This is a genomic window from Candidatus Magnetaquiglobus chichijimensis (genome assembly GCF_045865675.1).
In the GTDB taxonomy this organism is placed as follows: domain Bacteria; phylum Pseudomonadota; class Magnetococcia; order Magnetococcales; family Magnetaquicoccaceae; genus Magnetaquiglobus; species Magnetaquiglobus chichijimensis.
This window is the reverse complement of the sequence record NZ_BAAFGK010000004.1, coordinates 1,428,477-1,448,864: the sequence shown is the minus strand read 5'-3', so window position 1 is coordinate 1,448,864 and position 20,388 is coordinate 1,428,477. Positions and strand designations below refer to the sequence as shown.

General features: G+C 62.5%; 19 protein-coding genes. All 19 read right to left on the bottom strand.

Annotation, left to right across the window (positions count from 1 at the left end):
- Nucleotides 1-172: 172 nt before the first annotated feature.
- Nucleotides 173-1,072, bottom strand: coding sequence for an SDH family Clp fold serine proteinase (locus tag ACOY6C_RS10470; RefSeq protein WP_420905423.1), 900 nt, complete (start codon nucleotides 1,070-1,072; stop codon nucleotides 173-175).
- Between the two features lie 2 nt (nucleotides 1,073-1,074).
- On the bottom strand, nucleotides 1,075-1,284 hold the full coding sequence (locus ACOY6C_RS10465; RefSeq protein WP_420905422.1) for a hypothetical protein: 210 nt from the start codon (nucleotides 1,282-1,284) through the stop codon (nucleotides 1,075-1,077).
- Between the two features lie 175 nt (nucleotides 1,285-1,459).
- Complete coding sequence (locus tag ACOY6C_RS10460; protein ID WP_420905421.1) at nucleotides 1,460-2,314, bottom strand: formyltetrahydrofolate deformylase; 855 nt, start codon at nucleotides 2,312-2,314, stop codon at nucleotides 1,460-1,462.
- A gap of 67 nt (nucleotides 2,315-2,381) precedes the next feature.
- Complete coding sequence (locus tag ACOY6C_RS10455; protein ID WP_420905420.1) at nucleotides 2,382-3,365, bottom strand: beta-ketoacyl-ACP synthase III; 984 nt, start codon at nucleotides 3,363-3,365, stop codon at nucleotides 2,382-2,384.
- Nucleotides 3,353-4,399, bottom strand: a complete 1,047-nt coding sequence (gene plsX, locus ACOY6C_RS10450; protein ID WP_420905419.1) for a phosphate acyltransferase PlsX — start codon at nucleotides 4,397-4,399, stop codon at nucleotides 3,353-3,355. The genes ACOY6C_RS10455 and plsX overlap by 13 nt, the downstream gene beginning before the upstream one ends.
- A 37-nt stretch (nucleotides 4,400-4,436) precedes the next feature.
- Complete coding sequence (gene rpmF, locus ACOY6C_RS10445) at nucleotides 4,437-4,616, bottom strand: 50S ribosomal protein L32 (protein WP_420905418.1); 180 nt, start codon at nucleotides 4,614-4,616, stop codon at nucleotides 4,437-4,439.
- A 78-nt stretch (nucleotides 4,617-4,694) separates the two neighbouring features.
- Nucleotides 4,695-5,318 carry a DUF177 domain-containing protein gene (locus ACOY6C_RS10440; protein ID WP_420905417.1) on the bottom strand — a complete coding sequence of 208 codons (624 nt, stop codon included), beginning with the start codon at nucleotides 5,316-5,318 and terminating at the stop codon, nucleotides 4,695-4,697.
- Nucleotides 5,319-5,322: 4 nt separating this feature from the next.
- Entirely contained in the window at nucleotides 5,323-5,508 is a 186-nt protein-coding gene (locus ACOY6C_RS10435) for a DUF2065 domain-containing protein (protein WP_420905416.1), read from the bottom strand.
- Nucleotides 5,509-5,624: 116 nt separating this feature from the next.
- Nucleotides 5,625-6,503, bottom strand: coding sequence for a protease modulator HflC (hflC, locus tag ACOY6C_RS10430; protein ID WP_420905415.1), 879 nt, complete (start codon nucleotides 6,501-6,503; stop codon nucleotides 5,625-5,627).
- On the bottom strand, nucleotides 6,500-7,612 hold the full coding sequence (hflK, locus tag ACOY6C_RS10425; protein WP_420905414.1) for an FtsH protease activity modulator HflK: 1,113 nt from the start codon (nucleotides 7,610-7,612) through the stop codon (nucleotides 6,500-6,502). Before hflK ends, hflC begins: the two co-directional genes overlap by 4 nt.
- A gap of 299 nt (nucleotides 7,613-7,911) precedes the next feature.
- On the bottom strand, nucleotides 7,912-9,363 hold the full coding sequence (gene ffh, locus ACOY6C_RS10420; protein WP_420905413.1) for a signal recognition particle protein: 1,452 nt from the start codon (nucleotides 9,361-9,363) through the stop codon (nucleotides 7,912-7,914).
- A gap of 20 nt (nucleotides 9,364-9,383) precedes the next feature.
- The gene (locus tag ACOY6C_RS10415; protein ID WP_420905412.1) at nucleotides 9,384-10,223 is read right to left on the bottom strand and encodes a sulfurtransferase; all 840 of its coding nucleotides are present in this window, start codon (nucleotides 10,221-10,223) and stop codon (nucleotides 9,384-9,386) included.
- A 51-nt stretch (nucleotides 10,224-10,274) separates the two neighbouring features.
- Nucleotides 10,275-11,297 (bottom strand): DUF3369 domain-containing protein, encoded by a 1,023-nt coding sequence (locus ACOY6C_RS10410; RefSeq protein WP_420905411.1) that lies wholly within the window; start codon nucleotides 11,295-11,297, stop codon nucleotides 10,275-10,277.
- 25 nt (nucleotides 11,298-11,322) lie between these two features.
- Nucleotides 11,323-13,299: a sensor histidine kinase gene (locus ACOY6C_RS10405; RefSeq protein WP_420905410.1), complete on the bottom strand. Its 1,977-nt coding sequence runs from the start codon at nucleotides 13,297-13,299 to the stop codon at nucleotides 11,323-11,325.
- On the bottom strand, nucleotides 13,296-13,883 hold the full coding sequence (locus ACOY6C_RS10400; RefSeq protein WP_420905409.1) for a Maf family protein: 588 nt from the start codon (nucleotides 13,881-13,883) through the stop codon (nucleotides 13,296-13,298). The genes ACOY6C_RS10405 and ACOY6C_RS10400 overlap by 4 nt, the downstream gene beginning before the upstream one ends.
- The gene (locus tag ACOY6C_RS10395; protein ID WP_420905408.1) at nucleotides 13,880-14,503 is read right to left on the bottom strand and encodes a hypothetical protein; all 624 of its coding nucleotides are present in this window, start codon (nucleotides 14,501-14,503) and stop codon (nucleotides 13,880-13,882) included. Before ACOY6C_RS10395 ends, ACOY6C_RS10400 begins: the two co-directional genes overlap by 4 nt.
- A 28-nt stretch (nucleotides 14,504-14,531) precedes the next feature.
- Nucleotides 14,532-18,365 carry a phosphoribosylformylglycinamidine synthase gene (purL, locus tag ACOY6C_RS10390; protein ID WP_420905407.1) on the bottom strand — a complete coding sequence of 1,278 codons (3,834 nt, stop codon included), beginning with the start codon at nucleotides 18,363-18,365 and terminating at the stop codon, nucleotides 14,532-14,534.
- Nucleotides 18,362-19,087 carry a phosphoribosylaminoimidazolesuccinocarboxamide synthase gene (gene purC, locus ACOY6C_RS10385; RefSeq protein ID WP_420905406.1) on the bottom strand — a complete coding sequence of 242 codons (726 nt, stop codon included), beginning with the start codon at nucleotides 19,085-19,087 and terminating at the stop codon, nucleotides 18,362-18,364. The genes purL and purC overlap by 4 nt, the downstream gene beginning before the upstream one ends.
- A gap of 30 nt (nucleotides 19,088-19,117) precedes the next feature.
- Nucleotides 19,118-19,957: a TIGR00282 family metallophosphoesterase gene (locus ACOY6C_RS10380; RefSeq protein WP_420905405.1), complete on the bottom strand. Its 840-nt coding sequence runs from the start codon at nucleotides 19,955-19,957 to the stop codon at nucleotides 19,118-19,120.
- Nucleotides 19,958-20,388 lie beyond the last annotated feature (431 nt).

The window sequence follows — 20,388 nt, the reverse complement described above, 5'->3', positions numbered from 1 at the left end:
ATGATCTTCTCGCAGGAGCAATCAACGGATACTGCCGGATCTGGGATCAGAGGTGCAGAAATCAACTGTCAACAATCACTCATAACAAATTGTGATTCTGTATAATAATGTTGATAAAACACATAGTGAATTGCAATAGATTCAAGAGGGGAGTGTAACGCTTGTTTATTGATCATCCTGACAACGTTACCAGTGCAATACCTTTGTGATTCTCAATGATTTTGATGGTTTGAGTTTTGGCTATCGTCAGCATATAGGCGTGGTGTACAGTCAGAACCAAATCTTGAAATTTATTGTCATTTTCAAGCAATTCAATATTCAGACCAATCTCCAGGCATTTGTCAAAAGAGATATGTCTGGAATGCGACTTTGTAATATCATGGTTGCTTAAGAATTCGACCACTTTTTTGGCATCATTCACACTGGTTTGCCTGCCTGCGAACATATTGTTGGCAAGCCAGTTTTCAACCATCTGTGAGGCCCATTGTATGGCTTGTTGACACTCCCACAAGAATGTCGGATGGTACTTGCCAATGATGGCTTGCCAGATTGGAAGCGATGCAGGTTCATGCTCGACCTGTTTGATCGCGACCTGAAACTCCTCAAGAACCCCCTGGGCTGGCAGACCATTTAATTGAGGATCGATCGGGCCAAGACTGGACTGCTTGCCCATAACGATTGTCCTTGCCGCACACGCGACCATTGTTCCAGCGGACATTGCCAACTGGGGAACGATTACGCGCAGATCACGATCAAACATTTTCCAAAGATAACTGACCAGAGCCTCCGTAGCTGCAATATCTCCACCGGGTGTATGCAACAACAGATCAAGGCCACGCGATCTGTCCAAAGCATGAACCACCGACATGAAACCGTTAAGATCGTCATCACCGATCGTCATGTTTGGAGTTTGTGGAGGTTTGGTCAGCCATCCAGAATAATAGGCAATTATGTTTCTTTTAGTGTGTCTGTTGAGTTTTAATAAATAGGCGCGTCTTACCAGATCTACGGACTGATGGCCCGCTTTTTCCTTTTCGGTAATTTCCTGTAAAACTTTGTTCCAGGTTGGCATGATCAGACCAGATTGGTTGAGTCAGCAATCGTGATACGGATGGACGGATCGATCATTGTGAATTGTTTGAATACGCCATGGCGACCAGCATCAGCAGGTGGTGTGAAGTATTGTTGATAGGTTTCAAAGATTTTGGAATCATGCACGACAGGTTGACATTTTTGAGTATCGTGTGAACTTTTAACCACGAAATTTGTGAAGGACGTTTTCATGCATGCGCTCCTTGGTTCACAGAATGCGTTACATCCTGCATATCAGTTTAATGCATTGTTCATTCCTGGGTCAAATTCTGCCGAAGCAATGAAGCGAGAATTTTTAAATTGTTTGTTTTTGTTGATTTTTTACAAACGATCCCAGGCGAGCACAACGCAAAAGAAGCGTTGCCGATCAGTGAAACACCACCGTCCGACCTTCCCACTGGATGATCTTGCGTTCCGTGAACTTGCGCAAGGCCGAGGCGAGTACCTGCTTTTCGATGTCCGCGCCCACCTGCTTCATGTCGGGCACCGAAAACTGATGACCGATCCGCACCACATCCTGATGGATGATCGGTCCCTCGTCCAGATCACAGGTGACGAAATGGGCCGTGGCGCCGATCAGCTTTACCCCGCGCCGGTAGGCCTGTTCATACGGATCGTTGCCGATGAACGAGGGGAGGAAGGAGTGGTGGATGTTGATGATCGGCGTGCGCACCTCGCCCAGGAAATGGGGTGAGAGGATTTTCATGTAACGGGCCAGCACGATCAGATCCGGGCTGTGCTGCTCGATGATGCGGATCTGCATCGGCTCGAACAGGCTCGCGTCGCCGGTGGTCGGGGTGTGATAAAAGGGGAGATCGAGCTTGCGGATGATCGGTTCGATCGCCAGATGGTTGCTCACCACCGCGCGCAGATCGATGCGCATTTCGCCGCTCAACCAGCGGGAGAGCACCTCCAGCGGGCAGGGCAGGGTCTTGGAACAGAACATCACCACCCGCAACCGTTCCAGAGGATCGTGGAACGAATAGGCCATGTCCAGTTCGCGGGCGATGGGAAAGAACTTTTCGGTCCAGGTCTGAATGGACTGGGGCGATCCCTCTTCGCTCCCTTCGATGCGGATGAAAAAGCGTCCCCGTTCCGAGTGCTGGGAGAGGTCGAGGATGTTGAAAAGTTCGTCGGCGAAAAAGCCCGTGATGCGCGCATCCAGACCCACACGGTCCGGACAGTGGCCGAGAAAGATGATCTCCGAGGATGGTTTGGTCATGGGAAACGCCCAACCGATGCCGAACAACCAAGCCGAATCAACCTGCCAGCCCCTCCCGGGTTGAGCCTCACCAGCGCACCAGCGCCGATCCCCAGGTGAAGCCGCCGCCAAAAGCCACCATCATCACCCGTTGACCGGCCTGGATCCTGCCGTCCCGCACCACCTCGTCGAGTGCCAGGGGCACGCTCGCCGCCGAGGTGTTGCCATGCCGGTCCACGGTCACCGCCACCCGTTCCATCGGCATGCCCAACCGTTTGGCCGTACCCTGGATGATGCGGATGTTGGCCTGATGGGGCACCAGCCAATCCACCTGCTCCTTGGAGATCTGGTTGGCGGCCAGGGTTTCGTCCACGCAGGACTCCATGGCCTTGACCGCCTGCTTGAACACCTCGTTGCCCTGCATGCGGATCACCCCCATCCCGCCGCCCGGCGCCGGACCGCGGGAGATCCCGCCGTCGGTGAGCAACAGGTCGATCTGCGAGCCGTCGGCATGCAGATGGGTGGAGAGCAGTCCGCGTTCGCCATCCAGTTCCGCCTCGAGCAGCACGGCGCCCGCGCCATCGCCGAACAGGATGCAGGTGCCACGATCGTTCCAGTCGATGATGCGCGAGGCGGTCTCGGCGCCAATCACCAGCACCCGCCAGCAGCTGCCGGCGCGAATGAACTGATCGGCCACGGAGAGGGCGTGCATGAACCCGGCGCACACCGCCTGCACGTCGAAGGCCGGCATGCGGGTGTGGGAGAGCCCCAGTTTGTGTTGAACGATCGAGGCGGTGGAGGGGAAGATCAGATCCGGGGTGGTGGTGGCGACGAGGATCAGATCGATGGTGGCGGCGTCGATGCCGGCGGCCTGGATGGCGTTGCGACCCGCCTGCGCGGCCAGATCCGAGGTGTATTCCCCTTCGGCGGCGATGCGTCGTTCGCGGATCCCGGTGCGTGAGAAGATCCATTCGTCGGAGGTATCGACCATCCGGGCCAGATCGTGGTTGGTGAGCCGTTTTTCCGGGAGATGGGAACCGGTGCCGATGATGCGCGCCCTCAACCTGGACATGCCTGCTCTCCCCCGTTTCCGGCAGAAACGCCGGCATGCGCCGCGATGTCGCGGCGAATCTTTTCGTTGACACGATTGGCGGCCAGATCCACGGCCACGCCGATGGCCCGGCTGAAGGCATACGGATCCGCCCCGCCGTGACTCTTGACCACGATGCCGTTGAGTCCCAGCAGGATCGCGCCGTTGTATTTGCGCGGATCGACCCGTGAACGGAAACTGGTCATGGCGGGACGGGCGGCCAGATAGCCGAGTTTGGTCCAGACCGAAGCGCCGAACGACTCCTTGAGGAAATGGGTCAACATGCGCGCCATCCCCTCGATGGTTTTCAAGGTGACGTTGCCGACGAAGCCGTCGCACACCACCACATCCACCCCGCCGGCGAAGATCTCCGAGGCCTCGACATTGCCGATGTAGCCATCGCCGCCATCGGCCTTGAGCCGTTCGCCGGCCTCCTTGACCACCTCGTTGCCCTTGATCTCCTCCTCGCCGATGTTGAGAAGACCGATGCGCGGTTTTTTCAGTCCCATCACCGCCGACGCATAGACCTTGCCCATCAGGGCGAACTGACAGAGATGATCCGCCGAGCAATCGACGTTGGCCCCGACATCGAGCATCAGGGTCTGACCGGTGATCGAGGGCATGACCGCCATGATGGCCGGTCGATCGACGCCGGGGAGGGTCTTGAGGACATAGCGGGCCGTGGCCATGAGCGCCCCGGTGTTGCCTGATGAGACGAAGGCATCCGCCACGCCGCTCTTGACCAGATTGGCGCCCACCCGCATCGAGGAGTCCTTCTTGGTGCGCAGGGCCACGGAGGGTTTTTCGGCCATGCCGACCACCTCGCTGGCCGGATGAATGACGAACCGTCCCGGATCCGCGCCGATGCGCGCGAGTTCGGTGGCGATCACCTCAGGCTGTCCCACCAGGGTGAAGGCGCATCCAGGGTGCTGTCCCAAGGCCAGAACAGCCCCCTCGATGGGGGCTGCCGGAGCCTTGTCGCCCCCCATGGCATCCAGCGCGATGCGAATGGTCACGATCGGTCGTCCCTTGGGCTGAGGCGGGGTACGCCCCTTACTCCTTGACTGCCACCACCTCGCGACCCTTGTACCACCCGCAGTGGGGGCACACCTTGTGGGGGGGGCGCGGTTCCTGGCAGTTCGGGCAGAGCGATAACGCCGGGGCGGTCAGGGCGCTGTGGGCGCGACGCATGCCGCCACGCGCGGAGGAAACTTTCTTTTTGGGTACGGCCATGGGTGTTCTCCTTGCTTTAAGATCAAACCAACGTGTTCATGCGATTTGTCGTCTTCCCGCGTCCCAGGGAGGCGCGATTCAGGTGGATCGCAACGATTTCAACGCCGCGAACGGGCCTTGCGGCTCGCTTGCACGGCAGGTACACGGAGCGCGATTGAGATCCGCCCCACACCCCGCACACAGTCCAGCACACCCGGAGAAGCAGACCGGGTTCATGGGCAGGGTAAGCAACAACTCCTCTTCGACCAGATGGGAGAGCGTGAGCACCCCATCCGGCAGATATTCGACATCCTCCTCGAAGCGCCAGTTCTTGTTTTTGACCGCCGGGTCGCTTCCGACCGCGAAGGCGGCATCGATTTCCGCCTCCAGAGGCGCGGAGAAGTCAACCAGGCAGCGCACGCAGGTCAAACGCAGCGTGGCGCGACAGAATCCCCGTACCCGCGCGATCAACCGTCCTTCCTGACGCACCGGTCTGGCATCGAGCAGCAACTCGGCCCGGCCTTCCAGGGCGCCGGCCTCGGTCAGTTCGGTGAAATCCTCCTGGCCAAACACGCCGTGGGCCTTCCAGGGGTGGGCGCGATGCAGCAGGTGGTTCAGATCCAGGGTGACACTCCCCAGGGCGCGGGGCGTGTCGCCCAGCAACTCCCATCGCGGCTGGAAAGCGTCGTCGTCCCGATCTTCGTCCGTCCCGAGAGGCGCCATCGTCTCATCCTCGCGCCAGATAGACCAACCACAACCCCACCGCCATGAGCAGGAATCCGGTACGTCGCAACATCTCTTCCGGCAGTTCGGCGATCGCCAGTACCCAACGCCGCATCCGCTCGGGAGCCAGGAAATAGGGCACCCCTTCCACGATCAGCACCATGCCCAGGATACTCAAGAAATCCTTCATGCCACCTCGATCCGACTGCCGGCATCACCGATCACGTTTTCTGTCCTTCCCGTGCGTCGCACGCGTTACCCATGCATGCCACCGGTTTCATGCCCGTCACGAGAGCCCCCCGCGCATCAGCGACCCGGCGGCGTCAACCCTTGAAGATAGCGGAAGAAACCCGAAGGCTCCAGCACCACGGTGGTCGAGGAATCCTTGCTCATGGCTTTGGCATAGGCCTCCAGGGTCCGGGTGAACTGGTAGAAACGTGGATCGGACTGATAGGCCTCGGCATAGACCTTGGTGGCCTCGGCGTCCCCCTCGCCCCGGATCTCCTGGGCCGACTTGTAGGCCTCGGCGAGCAGCACCTCCCGTTCGCGCACCGCCTTGGAGCGGATCTTGACCGCCTCCTCTTCGCCCTGGGCCCGGTACTGCTTGGCCTGACGCTCGCGTTCGGTCTGCATGCGCCGGAACACCGCCTTGGAGTTCTCTACGGGCAGATCGGTCCGCTTGATGCGCACGTCGATGATTTCGATGCCGTACTTGTTGGCCTGGACGTTGGTCTGCTCGCGGATGCGCTGGGTCAGATCCGAACGGGAGGCCGAAACGATCTCCATCATGGTGAACTGCCCCAACACTTCGCGAATGTTGGAGTAGATGATGTCGTTGAGCCGGTCGGCGGCACCGTTTTCGTCGCGCACGGTTTGGAAGAATTTCAACGGATCGACGATGCGCCAGCGCGAATAGCTGTCCACCTTGAGGTTTTTCTTGTCCGCCGACAGGATCTCCTGCGGCTCCTGATCGAACTCCAACAGGCGGCGATCGAAGAAGTGGACCTCTTGCAGAAACGGGAACTTGAAATGGAGTCCCGGCTCGGTGATGGCCGGTTCCACCGGTTTGCCCAGTTGCACCACCAGCGCCTGACGCCACTGCGCCACGGTGTAGACCGACTGGGTGACCAGCACCAGAATCGCCACCCCCACCAGGGAGAGCCCCAGGGAAAGATTTTTGTTCATGGCGTCGCCTCCCCTTTGGCCGGCGCGGCGCCGCCCCGAACGCCACCTGGCGCCGGAATCGGCATGTAAGGCAGCAGATTGTGTCCGGCCCGCGGCTCGACGATCACCTTGTTCACGCCGCTCAACACCTCCTCCATGGCCTCCAGATAGAGGCGGGTCTCGGTGATGTCACGCGCCTTCTCGTACTCTTTCAGAATCGCCAGAAAACGGTGTATGTCGCCCTGGGCACGGGTCACCTTGGCGGCGCGATAGGCTTCGGCCTCCTGGAGTTGCTTGGCTGCCTCGCCTTTGGCCTTGGGAAGGATGTCGTTGGCATACCCCTGGGCCTCGTTGATCGCCCGTTCACGGTCTTCCCGCGCGCTGGCCACGTCCTTGAAGGCATGCACCACCTCGGGCGGCGGCGAAACTTTCTGGAGCTGCACCGTGACGATGGTGATGCCGCTGTTGTAGCTGTCCAGGATTTTCTGCATGGTCAGCTTGGCATCGGACTGGATTTTTTCCTTGCCGGCGGTCAGGGCGCTGTCGATTTCGTTGCGACCGATCACCTGTCGGATCGCCGACTCCGCCGCGTCGCGCACCACCTTGTGGCGATCCGTCGAGGGGTTGCGCAGATTGAACAGATTGTTGGCCGCGCCCCCATCCTTGATACGGTACTGGACGCTCATGTCGATGTCGATGATGTTCTCATCGCCGGTGAGCATCAGGGACTCGGCGGGAACATCCACATCGTCGCCACCCGAACGGGTGTCGCCCCGTGAACGGGTCCGGTAACCGATCTCGATCCGCTCCACCTTGGTCACCTTCGGGGTGAGCACCGTGGCGATTGGGTAGGGGAGACGCCAATGGGGGCCGGGACCGGTGGTCTCCACATGCCGCCCGAAACGCAACACCACCCCGTTCTCGTCCGGTCCGACCACGTAGATGCCGGTGGACATCCAGATGAGCAGCGCCAATGCAAGCACGATCGGCCAGACCCGCGCGAGCGGATTTTCTCCCTGGAACCGCTCGCGCAGAAGCTGGAAGATCTGATCGATATCCGGTGGTTGTGGGGGCACGCCACCGCTCGGTCCCCAGGGGCCCGGATTGCCACCACCATCGTTCCACGCCATGGTTTGCACACTCCTCGTTCAAGGTATGAACGTCAATCAGAGATCCGCGTCAAACCCCATCGGGCGGATGACTGGATAAACCGTACATTTTCCCACAAAGATCCGGGCAAGTAAAGCGTTGGCCGTGATCTTCCGAACCAAATTCGTTCAGGTGTCGCCGGATACCTCGTCAAGCGCCCCGGCATCCCGTACCCGATCGGTCCACCTCCCTTTCCGTCCGGCATCCTCGCCTGGCCTTGAAGCAGATTGATGTCGCTGGCAGCGCAGCGGCATCAGGGCCTCTGGAGGATCCCCGATTGTTAGGGCATGCCCGGTGGTTTGTTGCCACCGAACAGCCCCGCGCCCGGAAAACCGCCCCCGCCGCCCAGTCCCGGGATGCCGCCCCCGCCGCCCAGTCCCGGGATGCCGCCCCCGCCGCCCAGTCCGGGAAAGCCGCGCAGGAACCCCTTGCCGCCGAGTTTTCCGAACCGTTTCATCAGGGTCTGGGTCTGGATGAATTGTTTCAACAGTTGATTCACCTCCTGGACCGTGGTACCGGAGCCCATGGCGATGCGCTTTTTGCGCGAGGCGTTGATGATCTGATGCTTGCGCCGTTCGGTGGGGGTCATGGAGAGGATGATCGCCTCCACGCGACGCAGGTGCTTTTCGTTCACCGCCATGTCGCGCCCCTTCATCGCCTGTTTCACCCCTGGGATCATGCCCATGATCTCCTCCAGAGGGCCCATCTTTTTGATCTGGCGCATCTGGGCCAGGAAATCCTCCAGGGAGAAGGTCGAGGAGAGGAGTTTCTCCTGTAATTTCGAGGTCTCCTTGAGATCGACCTTCTCCATAACGTTTTCGACCAGGGAGAGGATATCGCCCATGCCGAGGATACGCGAGGCCACCCGGTCCGGATGGAACGGTTCCAGACCTTCCATGGTTTCGCCGGTGCCCAGGAACTTGATCGGCTTGCCGGTGACGTGGCGTACCGACAACGCCGCGCCGCCGCGGGCATCGCCATCGGTCTTGGTGAGGATCACGCCGGTCAGGGAGAGCTTCTCGTCGAAGTTGCGGGCCACGTTGACCGCGTCCTGACCGGTCATCGAGTCCACCACCAGCAGGGTTTCGGTGGGTTTGACCAGGGCGGACACATCCACCAGTTCGTTCATCAGTTCGGTATCGACATGCAGACGTCCGGCGGTATCCAGCAGCAGCACGTCGTAACCGCCGGTGCGGGCGGTTTGCAAAGCCCGTTTGGCGATCTCGCGCGGATCCTCGCCCGGCGAGGTGGGCATCACCTTGGCGCCGACCGCGTTGCCCACCGTGGCGAGCTGGTCCATGGCCGCGGGACGATAGACGTCCAGGGAGGCCAGCAGCGGCTTGCGGCGCTCCTTTTCCAACAGACGCTTGGCGAGTTTCGCGGTGGTGGTGGTTTTGCCCGACCCCTGGAGTCCGACCATCAGCACCACGACCGGCGGTTGGGCGGCGAGGTTCAACCGTTCGTTGATCCCGCCCATGACATGGATCAGCTCCTTGTGGACCAGGTGGACCACCTGCTGACCGGGGGTGAGGGAGCCCATCACCTCCTGGCCGAGGGACTTCTCCCGCACCCTGGCGACGAAGGATTTGACCACGTCGAGATGGACATCCGCCTCGAGCAGGGCCATGCGCACCTCGCGCATGGCGTCGCGGATGTTTTTCTCGTTGAGCGAACCCTGGCCCTTGAGTTTCTTGAAGACCGCTTCCAGGCGGTCGGAGAGGGAATCGAACATGGCAATCCTCCAAAAATCCCCTAACGGGGCGTGTCGCCGGCCACCACCGGCAGGTCGTACAGGCGCCATTCGGAGATCGAGCCGTCGTAGAGACGCACCTTCTCCCAGCCGAGATGACGCAACACCGCCCAGGTGTGCGCGGCGCGATGGGCGGTTTCGCAGTAGACGATCACCTCGCGCGTCGGATCGTCGATGCCGATGGCGGCGTACAGCGCACGCAGCGCCTCGTCGGATTGCAGACGGGGATCCTGACGTCCCATCAGGGTGTCGATCCAGTCCAGATGCACGGCGCCGGGCAGATGGCCGCGCGGTCCGCGCAGGGTGAGCCCCAGGTATTCGTTGCGCGAGCGGGAATCGAGCAGCATCCCCTCCGCGTGGCTGGCGATGGTGGCCAGCACCTGTTCCCGATCCGCCTCACACGCTGCGTCCGGACGGGCCGTGAAGGTCACGGCCTCGATGCGGGGGATGGCCGAATCCAGAGGCAGTTGGCGTTGATACCAGACCGGCAGCCCGCCATCCAGAATCGCGCGGGCCCCTGCGTGTCCGGCGCGGGCCAGGGTCCAGGCGAAGCGTGCCGCGTCGGTTCCGCCCACCAGATCATACACCACCACCGGGGTCTGAACACCGATTCCGAGGCGTCCGAACAGCCGTTCCAGATCCGCCGGTTCCGGAAACATGGCCGGCAGTCCATCCCGTTGCGCGGTGAACTCCGGATAGGTCACCAGAACCGCGCCCGGCAGGTGCATGCGTGGATAGTGACTCTCTCCGCCCACCTGCACCAGACGGAGCCCGGTGCGCCCCAGATGCTCCAACAACCAGTCTGTGGTCACGAAACCGGACCGAAAATCCAAACCGTTCATGCCAAGATCATCCCCTCCGATGAATTCCAGACCCGTCCCGCAAGAACCGGATCACCCCTCCTCGTGATCGGCCATGATCTCCGCCATGGCCACCGGATCGCCCCGACCCAGGGCGCCGAAGATCTCCCGATTGAGCAACACATGGTCGAACGCCAGTCCGACGTTGGTGGAGTAGAGCTGGATCAGCTCCCGGTCCCACTCCCCGAACGGGCCGGAACCGCGCAGATGCAGCAGGTTCACCGACCCCTGGCGGGTCTGAAAATAGCCCACGAAGCGATCCTCCTCGAACAGGCTCTCCCGGCTCTCCAGGGAGCGCTGGATCAAGACCAGGGTGTCGGGATCGACCACCGCTTCGACCGGCTCGCCGATCCGGTCCGTGTAGCGTCCGGTTCCGGCATACAGGACCATGCGTCCGCCATCGCCGTTGACCGCGAATCCCGACGCCTGGGCATAGAGGGCGCTTTCGTCCAGGCCCAGAATCGACACCAGTTGCGTGAGCACGCCGTTGGCCAGTTTGCGGATCGAGCGCGGCTCGAACAGGCTTCCGGTGGCCTGGATGATTTTCTGCAACCCTTTTCGGTTCTGTTCGATCACCATCATGTCGCGGTAGGAGCGCAACGCCGTGATCACCGCCGTGGTCAGGCGGATATCGGTGAGATCGGTTTTTTCTTTGTAATCGTTGATGTCGTAATCCAGGATCACCCGTTGTTCCGGCGCGTGACCCGGCTGACCGGTGCGCAGGATGATGCGCACGAAACGATTGCGCAAGGTTTCGCGAATGAAACGGACCGCCTCGAGTCCCGCCTGATCGCTCTCCATCACCACGTCCAGGAGCAGCACCGCAGTATCCGGATGTTCGTTCATCAGACGTTCGGCATCGGCCCGTGAGTAGCCGTGCAGAAACCGCAGGCCTCGTCCCTCGAAACGGAAGGTGCGCAGCACCATGGTGCTCAAGGTATGCACGTCCGGGTCGTCATCGACGATCATCAGTTTCCAGGCATTCGATTCGGGCAGGCGTCCGGTTCCGTCCGACGGACGCGGGGCGGCCTCATCGGCAAAAAGAAGGTCGCTCATGCTACTCCATCCTTAAAGCAGGGAATCAATCCTTGGAATGTTCGCGGCTGGCTGGAAACGTGATCGTGAAGCTCGCGCCCGCGCCGGGCGCGGAGCGGCATTCGATTTCGCCGCCCAAGGGCCCGCTGACCAGGTTGTAGACGATGTGCATCCCCAAACCGCTTCCCCCCTTGTGACGCGCCGTGGTGAAAAAAGGTTCGAAGATCCGTTTTCGAGCCTCTTCCTCCATGCCCAGTCCATCATCCGCGTACCGCAGAAGGATCTGGTCACCACGCGACTCGACGGTGATCGTGATCCGACCGGTCCGATCATCGGCAAAGCCATGCAGCAATGAATTTATCACAAAATTGGTCACGATCTGGGAAAAAACGTCGGGTCGCCCGAAATAGGTCAACTCTTCCGGGCAGATCACCTCGATCCGGTGGGGTGTTTTCTTGAGACGGGGGTGGAGGCTTTGCAGGATCTGCCGGATCAGTGTGGCGAAATCGAAACTCCGGCACGCTTCGCTGCTGGTATCCACCGCCACCTGTTTGAAACCGCGCACCAGTTCGGCGGCACGCATCAGGTTGGAGAGGATCATGGTCGAGGAGTCCGAGGCGTCCTGAAAGTATCCTTCCAGATCGGCGCGGGCCAATTTCCCTTCGTCGTAGCGGCTTCGGCACTCTCGGGTGCGGTTTTCCAGAAACGAGGCCGCGGTGACGCCGATCCCCACCGGGGTGTTGATCTCGTGGGCCACCCCGGCCACCAGACCGCCGAGGGCGGCCATCTTCTCCGAGGAGAGCAGCTGGGCATGGGTGCGCTTCAACATGGTCAACGACGACTCCAGGGCCCGATTGCTCTGGGCGAGCCGTTCCGAAGCTTCGGCCTCGCGGGCGCGGGCCTCCTCGATCTCCTGGGTAAGGATCTCGAATTGATCGATGAACTGTTGCAGGGCGTTGCCGGGCGCGGCGGTGGAGAGGGTCAGGTTGAGCCGCTGGCGGGCAAAGGAGACCATTTTCCGGGTCACCGAGCGCATCATCCGGCCCAGCCAATAGATGATGCCGACGAACAGGGCAATCAGGAGAAACAGGCCGGCGGCCCATTCGCTTCGGCCCTCGCCGACCAGGGTGGTGGTCAAGGCGTCGAGCCGTTCCTTGGGCAGCAACCCCACGAACCGCAGGAACATGGTGGCCGAATAGGTTTCCGCGCCAAGCTCCTTGCTGAAGATCAGGTGATCGGCATGCAGGGACGACAGGAGGGTTCTGGCCGGAATCCGCTCCGGGCGACTGCTCGCCATGACCCGCTCCCCGGCCTCATCGAGAAAGGCCAGAATGCCATCCTGATACCATTCGGCGTGGAACGATTGCAGAAAGTCGTCATCGAGCGGAGCGATCAACACCAGCAGCGCCTTGGCCCGACCGTCGGCATGGCGCAGATCCGCGCAGGTGAGAAAATGGGGAACCCTCTGGTCGTAACGCACCGCGCTTCTGACTTCGTGGGCCAGACAGGCGTCGATGAAGGGTTGGAGGGGCAATTCGGGTTGGGCCTTGCCGTGTGCGGCCACGAAGGCCCGTGCGCGTCCCGAGCCGTCGGTGAGCAGCGCATGGACCTCATACCCCAACTCACGGGTGATGCGCCGCGCGGGAAACCAGACCAGGGTGGTTTCGGACGGCTCTCGGGAGAGATCGTCCCGGGGCTCCTCCACCAGCCAGCCGGCTGCGTCGCGCTGGTCGAAGGCCGCGGAGAATTCGGCGCGCTCCACCAGCCAGCGCACCAGCCGCTCCTGGGATCGCAACCGTTCGTCCAGCCGGATCCCGTCGATTTGGGCGTCGCGGCGCATCTCGGCGAGCAGATGGTGTTGCACCAGCGACTCCATGCGCCGGGCGTGCAGGGCATCCTGGAAGAACCAGAAAAAGGCTCCGGCGGCACCGGTGATGAGGAGTGCCTGGACCGTCAACGGCACTGTGTGCCGCAGGCGTCCGATTCGCCAGATCAGGAGACGCGCAAGCCGCCAGATCTTCACACCACCGGCATCCCGATGCGTTCGAGCATGCCGGTCAGGGCGATCAGGGGGAGCCCCATCAAGGCGGTGGGATCCTCCCCTTCCATGCGGGAGAAGAGGGCGATGCCCAGTTGTTCGGATTTGAAGCCGCCCGCGCAATCGAACGGGCGGTCCCGTTCCAGGTAACGCTGGATGGTGTCTTCACGCAGCGGACGAAAATGAACGCGAAACAGGATCAGCGCCTGTTGCAGGCGGGGCTCGACCGGGGCGAGGAGCGCCAGGCCGTTGTGAAACACCACCTCGCGTCCCGAGGCGAGACGCAGTTGGGCGGCGGCGTTTTCAGGGGAGCCGGGTTTGCCGAGCACCCGGCCATCGATCACCGCTACCTGATCCGAGGCGATGATCACTGCATCCGGAAACCGCTCGGCCACGGCACGGGCCTTGGCCTCGGCCAGGCGTTCCACGAGCGCTTCCGGGGGTTCGTCGGGCAGGCGGGTTTCGTCGGTCTCCGGGGAGGCGACCGTGAAGGGGACGCCAAGACGTTCAAGGAGTTGGCGGCGGTAGATCGAGGTCGAGGCCAGGACGAGCGGGGCCACCAGGCTCATGGCCGCGCTTCCTCCGTCACCGGGCGTCCGAACTGGGCGCCCATGATCTTGGCGGAGAGTTTGCCGTTCCAGTTGGCCGGAAGTTCATCGGTGGTGACCAGGAAACTGCGTCCCGAGCCGGACGGGAGGATCTCCGACTGATCGCCGAAGATCCCGCCGGAGATCACCAGCGGGTTGACCGGACGGGCGGTGAGCACCTCGCCGGCGTTGCCCAGGAATTCGATCTGCACCCGTGCCGCGATCAGCGGCTGGCTGCCGTGGTTGTAAACCCGTCCCTGCACGCGCCGCTCGCCGCTCTCCAGAATGAAGATCGCCAATTGATCGACACTCACCCCATCCTTGGCCAGGGTGACCGGTGGGGGTTCCGGACCTTCGATACCCGCCGGGACTCCTTTCAGGGGGCCGGACAGACGCAGTTTCTTTTCGGCTTCCGTGGCCTCGCGATGGGCCTGTTCGGCCTCCGAGGAGTCCTTGATGGCGCCGAGCTTGGTGTAGAACAGCCATCCACCGCCCAAAAGCAACAACAGGGCGATGACCGCGCCACCCAGCAGAAGAATTTTCTTCCTGCCCGGTTTCGCGGTTCCTTCCTCGTCCATACTTTCGACTTCCTGTTCGTCCATGGCTCTCACCCGCCACCTTCAATACGTCTCACATCCCATCCAGCCAGCTTTTGGCATTGGCGAACATCCGTGCCCAGGGACCGGCATCGCCCCGCGCGCCATCCGGGATCCAGGAGTTCTGGACCCAGCGGAACACCCGTTCGGGATGGGGCATCAGGATGGTCACGCGACCATCGTGACTGGTCACCCCCGCGATTCCGGCGGGCGAACCGTTCGGATTGGCGGGATAGTGTTCGGTCACGTTGCCACGGTTGTCCACATAGCGCAAGGCAATCCGTCCCGCGTCCGCCAGACGGGCGCTGGCGCGTCCCTCGCCGTGGGCGCAGGGTACCAGAAGTCGTGCACCTTCCATGCCGGCCAGGAGCACCGAGGGAGAGTCGCCGATCTCCACCCGCGCGACCCGCGCCTCGAAGCGACCGCTTCGGTTGCGCACGAAGCGGGGCCACCCTTCGGCGCCGGGGATCAGTTCGGCGAGGGTGCTCATCATTTGACAGCCGTTGCACACCCCGAGGGAGAAGGTGTCCGGACGGTGGAAGAAGCTCCGGAAGGCCTCGCGCAGGGTGTCGTTGAAGAGAATCGAGCGGGCCCACCCCTGTCCGGCGCCGAGCACGTCGCCGTAGGAGAAACCGCCACAGGCCGCCAGTCCGCGAAATTGTTCCAGGCGGATTCGACCGCTGGACAGATCGGTCATGGTGGCGTCCACCGGATCGAAACCGGCGGCATGGAACGCCGCCGCCATCTCCACATGGCCGTTCACCCCCTGCTCGCGCAGGATCAGCACCTGGGGACGGGCGCCGGTGGCGATCATCGGGGCCGGGATTTCGAACGGCACCCGCACCGACAATCCCGGATCGGAACCGTCTTGCAGGGTGTCGTACTCCTGGCGGGCGCAGACCGGATCGTCGCGCAGGGCGCGGATGCGCCAGCCGGTCTCCGACCAGAGCCGGCGGTAGCGGATCCGGTCGCCGTTCAGAATCTCCCGACCGGCATGGAAAAAGCCCAACCGGGTGCCCGGCATCGGCTCGCCGAGTCGCGTGGCCAGGATGCCCAGGCGGGCCAGGCGGTCGCGGGTGGTCTCCAGGTGTGCGCGGCGTACCTGCACCACCGCGCCCAACTCCTCGGCGAAGAGCGCCGCCAGGGGATCCCGACCCAGGCCATCCAGGGCGATCTCCACGCCGCAACCGCTCGCGAAGGCCATCTCGCACAGGGTGACGAACAGTCCGCCGTCGGCGCGATCGTGATAGGCGAGGATGATCTTTTCATCGGCCAGGGCGCGCACTTCGTTGAAGAAATTCTTGAACGCCACGGCATCGTCCAGATCCGGCGGTTCATCCCCCATCTGGCGGTAGACCTGGGCCAGGGCCGAGCCGCCCAACCGGTCGCGTCCGCGTCCCAGATCGATGAGCAGAAGGTCGGTCGGGCCGGCGTCCAGGCGCATTTGCGGGGTGAGCGCACCGCGCACGTCCTCGACCACCGCGAAGGCGGAGACGATCAGGGAGACCGGCGCGGTGACGGACCGTTCCGTGCCGTGATCGCGCCAGACGCTCTTCATCGAGAGCGAATCCTTGCCTACCGGGATGCCGATTCCCAGGGCCGGACACAGCTCCATCCCCACCGCGCGCACCGCTGCGAACAGGGCCGCGTCCTCGCCCGGATGGGAGGCGGCGGCCATCCAGTTGGCCGACAGTTTCACGCTCTCCAGCGCCTTGACCGGCGCGGACAGCAGGTTGGTCAACGCCTCGCCCACGGCCAGACGCGCCGAGGCCGCCGGATCGAGCAGCGCCACCGGGGTGCGCTCGCCCATGGCCATCGCCTCGCCGGCATATCCCTGATAATCGCGCAGCGTCACCGCCGCGTCGGCCACCGCCACCTGCCACGGTCCCACCATCTGGTCGCGATGGACCAGTCCGGTCACGGTGCGGTCGCCGATGGTGATCAGAAAGCTTTTGTCCGCCACGGTCGGCAGACGCAACACCCGTTCGGCGGCCTCGGCCAGATCGATGCCGCGGGTGTCGAAGGAGATGCGCAGCGGCACGCGGTTGCGGGTGTCGCGCAGCATGCGCGGCGGTTTGCCCAGGAGCACCTCCATGGGCAGATCGATGGACACCTCGCCCGTGCGGCTGTCCACCAGGTGCAGAACCGGTTCGGCGGTGGCCACGCCCAACACCCGGAACGGGCAGCGCTCACGGGCGCAGAATGCGGCGAACAGGGATTGGTGTTCCGGCGCGATGGCCAGCACATAGCGTTCCTGTGCCTCGTTGCACCACACCTCCATCGGCGACATGGTGGGGTCGTCGTTGGGCACGCGGGCCAGGTCGAGCCGACCACCCACGCCGCCGCCGTGCAGGAGTTCGGGCACGGCGTTGGAGAGTCCGCCGGCCCCGACATCGTGGATCGACAGGATCGGGTTGCCGCCCTCGTGACGCAGACAGGTGTTGATCACCTCCTGGCAGCGGCGCTGCATCTCGGCGTTTTCGCGCTGCACCGAGGCAAAATCCAGCTCCGCCAGGGAGACTCCGCTCGTCTGGGACGAGGCGGCCCCGCCCCCCAGACCGATCAGCATCGCCGGTCCGCCGATCTGGATCACCAGGGAACCCGGCGCCAGAGGCTGTTTTTCGATCTGTTCGGGCTCGATGGCGCCGAGTCCGCCGGCCACCATGATCGGTTTGTGATAGCCGCGCACCTCGCCGCCCACCTTCTGTTCGAAGGTGCGGAAATAGCCGGAGAGGTTCGGGCGTCCGAATTCGTTGTTGAAGGCCGCAGCCCCCAGCGGTCCCTCGATCATGATTTCGAGGGCCGAGACGATCCGTTCCGGCTTGCCGTAAGGCTCCTCCCAGGGCTGGATCGCGTCCGGGAGATTGAGGTTGGAGACCGAAAAGCCGCACAGACCCGCTTTGGGACGGGAACCGCGTCCGGTGGCCCCCTCGTCGCGGATCTCCCCGCCCGAACCGGTGGCCGCGCCCGGAAAGGGGGCGATGGCGGTCGGGTGGTTGTGGGTCTCCACCTTCATCAGCACATGGAGTTCGGCGGGCGTGGTCCGGTAGACCCCTCCCTCGTCCGGCGCGAAACGGACGCCGGGACCGCCGCGCATCACGGCGGCGTTGTCCCGATAGGCCGACAGGGCCGGATCCGGGGTTCTGGCCTCGGTTTCGCGGATCATGCCGAACAGGGTTTCCGTCTGTGCGCGACCGTCGAGCACCCAGGCGGCATGGAAGATCTTGTGCCGGCAGTGCTCGGAGTTGGCCTGGGCGAACATCATGAGTTCGACATCGGTCGGATCCCGTCCCACCTTGCCGAAGTGGTCGGCCAGATAGCGGATCTCTTCCGGGGAGAGGGCCAGCCCCAACGCGACGTTGACCTTCTCGAGCGTGGTGACCGGAACCTGGACCAGGGGGCGCGCCTCGCCCTGGGCGAAGAGTCCCATGGCCTCCACCAGATCCGAGCAGACCGATTGGGTCATGCGGTCGTGCAGGAGCGGCATAAGCCGTTCCCGTTGCGCCCGGTTGACCCGCTGGTCGCCGAAGTCGTGCAACACCCCGCGTTCGATGCGGGTGACGGCGGTGAGACCGCAGCCGCGCACGATCTCGGTGGCCTTGGTGGACCAGGGAGAGATGGTGCCCAGCCTCGGAATCACCACCAGCGGCGGCGAGACGAAACGATGCAGCGCCAACTCGCGGGGCTGGGCGTTGAGCAGGGCGGCGAGTCGCTCCCGCCCGTCGGCGGTCAGCGGTTCGTTGGCGGCGACGAAATAGACGTACCGGGCCACGAAGACCGGCAGATCCAGATCATCGGGCCAGAACGAAAGCCGCAACCGGGAGTCGCACACCTCACCCGGCCAGACGAGTACCGGGCGCGTGCTCATGACTCCCCAGAGACTCCCATGCGCCGCGCCACCTCCTGGTAGGCCTCCACCACGCCGCCCAGATCACGGCGGAAGCGATCCTTGTCCAGTTTTTCGTTCGTGACGAAATCCCACAGCCGGCAGGTGTCCGGGGAGATCTCGTCGGCCAGCACCACCTGGGAGGGATCCGAGGCCAGACGACCGAATTCGAGTTTGTAATCGACCAGGCGGATGCCGATGTTGGCGAAGAAGCCGATCAGCACGTCGTTGATCCGTTTGACGGCGGCCTCGATCCAGGCCAGCTCGGCTTCCGTGGCCCAGCCGAAGACCAGGGCGTGGTCGCGGATGATCAACGGGTCATCCAGGGCATCGGCCTTGTAGTAGAATTCGAGCACCGGACGGGGGAGTTGTTGACCCTCGGGCACCCCCAGGCGCTTCGACATGGAACCGGCGGCCACGTTGCGCACCACCACCTCGATCGGAATGATCGACACCTTGCGGATCAGTTGTTCGCGGTCGTTGAGGCGTTGGACGAAATGGGTCGGAATGCCCACCGCGTCGAGGATGGTCATGAGCTTGGAGGTGACCAGGTTGTTGATCACCCCTTTGTCGGCGATGGTCCCTTTCTTGACGCCGTTGAAGGCGGTCGCGTCATCCTTGAAGTACTGGATGAAGTGATTCGGGTCGTCGGTGGCAAAAATGGCCTTGGCCTTGCCCTCGTAGAGTTTTTCCCGCTTTTCCATGATTGAAACATCCCTATTGCCGCATTGGTATTAAAACGAACAACGCACACTCAATCCCTCGCCCACGCGAACCGGGATCATCTCCTGGCACCGTCCGGTCACCGCGTCGGCGCGGATCAGAACGCCGCACAACATCGCCTCGCCCCCCGCCGGTTCGAAGCGGGTGGGCATTTTGGTCACGAATTTGGGCATCACCGTATCGGCGCGCATGCCGATGATCGAGTCGTAACAACCGGTCATGCCCACGTCGGTGATGAAACCGGTGCCCTGTTTCAACACCCGATGATCGGCGGTGGGCACATGGGTATGGGTTCCCACCACCGCCGTCACCCGGCCATCCAGATGGAGGGCCATGGCCATTTTTTCCGAGGAGGCCTCGGCGTGCAGATCCACGATCCACAGATCCGCGTCCCGTCCGAGTCGGGCGATGTCCAGCACCGCGTCCGCGCTTCGGAACGGGCAGTCCAGATCCTCCATGAAGACCCGTCCCTGGAGGTTCATCACCCCGATGCGGGTGCCGCCGGCGGTCGGATAGATGCCAAAGCCCCGTCCCGGCGCGCCGGGGGGGTAGTTGAGGGGGCGCAACAGGGTTTTGCGCTCCTCCATGAAGGGCGCGATCTCCTTGACGTGGCGCCAGACGTGGTTGCCGGTGGTGATCACGTCCACGCCGGCCTTGAACAGCTCGCCGGCCACCTCCGGGGTGATGCCCACGCCGGCGGCGGCATTTTCGCCGTTGGCGATCACGAAATCCGCGCCGCTCAACGCCTTGATTTCGGGGAGATGACGCGCCACGGCGCTCCGACCTGGACGCCCGAAGACATCTCCGATCAAAAGCACGCCAAGGGTTCGGGTTCGAGCGTGATTGCGCATCGACAACCGCCTGTCCATAAAAGTGCGATCGCCTCTTTCGTGACGTGTTGCCGGGCAACACGGAAAGATCGATCGGCAATCCTCAAGGGGAGTGGATGAAACGGATCGAAGACGATTCCAAACGGATCGAAGACGATTCTAAAGTATGCCTCGCCCCGACCATATTGGTGATACATTGCGGGGAAGAATTGCGTGTATTCATTACAAGCCTCGACTCTTCCCCAGCATACCATCCGAGTCGAGGCAGGGAAAAGGGTTCTTGACATTTTCCTGATTTGCCTGATGAGCGGAGGCCCCCTCACCGTCAAAGGTGGATGGGCGATTCCTTCCATGGGATCCCCAAACGCGCGCGAATTGAAAATCGATCGCATGGGGAAAAACACGCGATCGTGATTATTGACAGCTTGAAATGGAGAGGAATCCTGGTATTC

Coding starts and splice junctions, on each gene's coding strand:
- ACOY6C_RS10470 (WP_420905423.1), bottom strand. CDS start 1,072: ATGCCAACCTGGAACAAAGTTTTACAGGAAATTACCGAAAAGGAAAAA.
- ACOY6C_RS10465 (WP_420905422.1), bottom strand. CDS start 1,284: ATGAAAACGTCCTTCACAAATTTCGTGGTTAAAAGTTCACACGATACT.
- ACOY6C_RS10460 (WP_420905421.1), bottom strand. CDS start 2,314: ATGACCAAACCATCCTCGGAGATCATCTTTCTCGGCCACTGTCCGGAC.
- ACOY6C_RS10455 (WP_420905420.1), bottom strand. CDS start 3,365: ATGTCCAGGTTGAGGGCGCGCATCATCGGCACCGGTTCCCATCTCCCG.
- rpmF (WP_420905418.1), bottom strand. CDS start 4,616: ATGGCCGTACCCAAAAAGAAAGTTTCCTCCGCGCGTGGCGGCATGCGT.
- ACOY6C_RS10440 (WP_420905417.1), bottom strand. CDS start 5,318: ATGGCGCCTCTCGGGACGGACGAAGATCGGGACGACGACGCTTTCCAG.
- ACOY6C_RS10435 (WP_420905416.1), bottom strand. CDS start 5,508: ATGAAGGATTTCTTGAGTATCCTGGGCATGGTGCTGATCGTGGAAGGG.
- hflC (WP_420905415.1), bottom strand. CDS start 6,503: ATGAACAAAAATCTTTCCCTGGGGCTCTCCCTGGTGGGGGTGGCGATT.
- hflK (WP_420905414.1), bottom strand. CDS start 7,612: ATGGCGTGGAACGATGGTGGTGGCAATCCGGGCCCCTGGGGACCGAGC.
- ffh (WP_420905413.1), bottom strand. CDS start 9,363: ATGTTCGATTCCCTCTCCGACCGCCTGGAAGCGGTCTTCAAGAAACTC.
- ACOY6C_RS10415 (WP_420905412.1), bottom strand. CDS start 10,223: ATGAACGGTTTGGATTTTCGGTCCGGTTTCGTGACCACAGACTGGTTG.
- ACOY6C_RS10410 (WP_420905411.1), bottom strand. CDS start 11,297: ATGAGCGACCTTCTTTTTGCCGATGAGGCCGCCCCGCGTCCGTCGGAC.
- ACOY6C_RS10400 (WP_420905409.1), bottom strand. CDS start 13,883: ATGAGCCTGGTGGCCCCGCTCGTCCTGGCCTCGACCTCGATCTACCGC.
- ACOY6C_RS10395 (WP_420905408.1), bottom strand. CDS start 14,503: ATGGACGAACAGGAAGTCGAAAGTATGGACGAGGAAGGAACCGCGAAA.
- purL (WP_420905407.1), bottom strand. CDS start 18,365: ATGAGCACGCGCCCGGTACTCGTCTGGCCGGGTGAGGTGTGCGACTCC.
- purC (WP_420905406.1), bottom strand. CDS start 19,087: ATGGAAAAGCGGGAAAAACTCTACGAGGGCAAGGCCAAGGCCATTTTT.
- ACOY6C_RS10380 (WP_420905405.1), bottom strand. CDS start 19,957: ATGCGCAATCACGCTCGAACCCGAACCCTTGGCGTGCTTTTGATCGGA.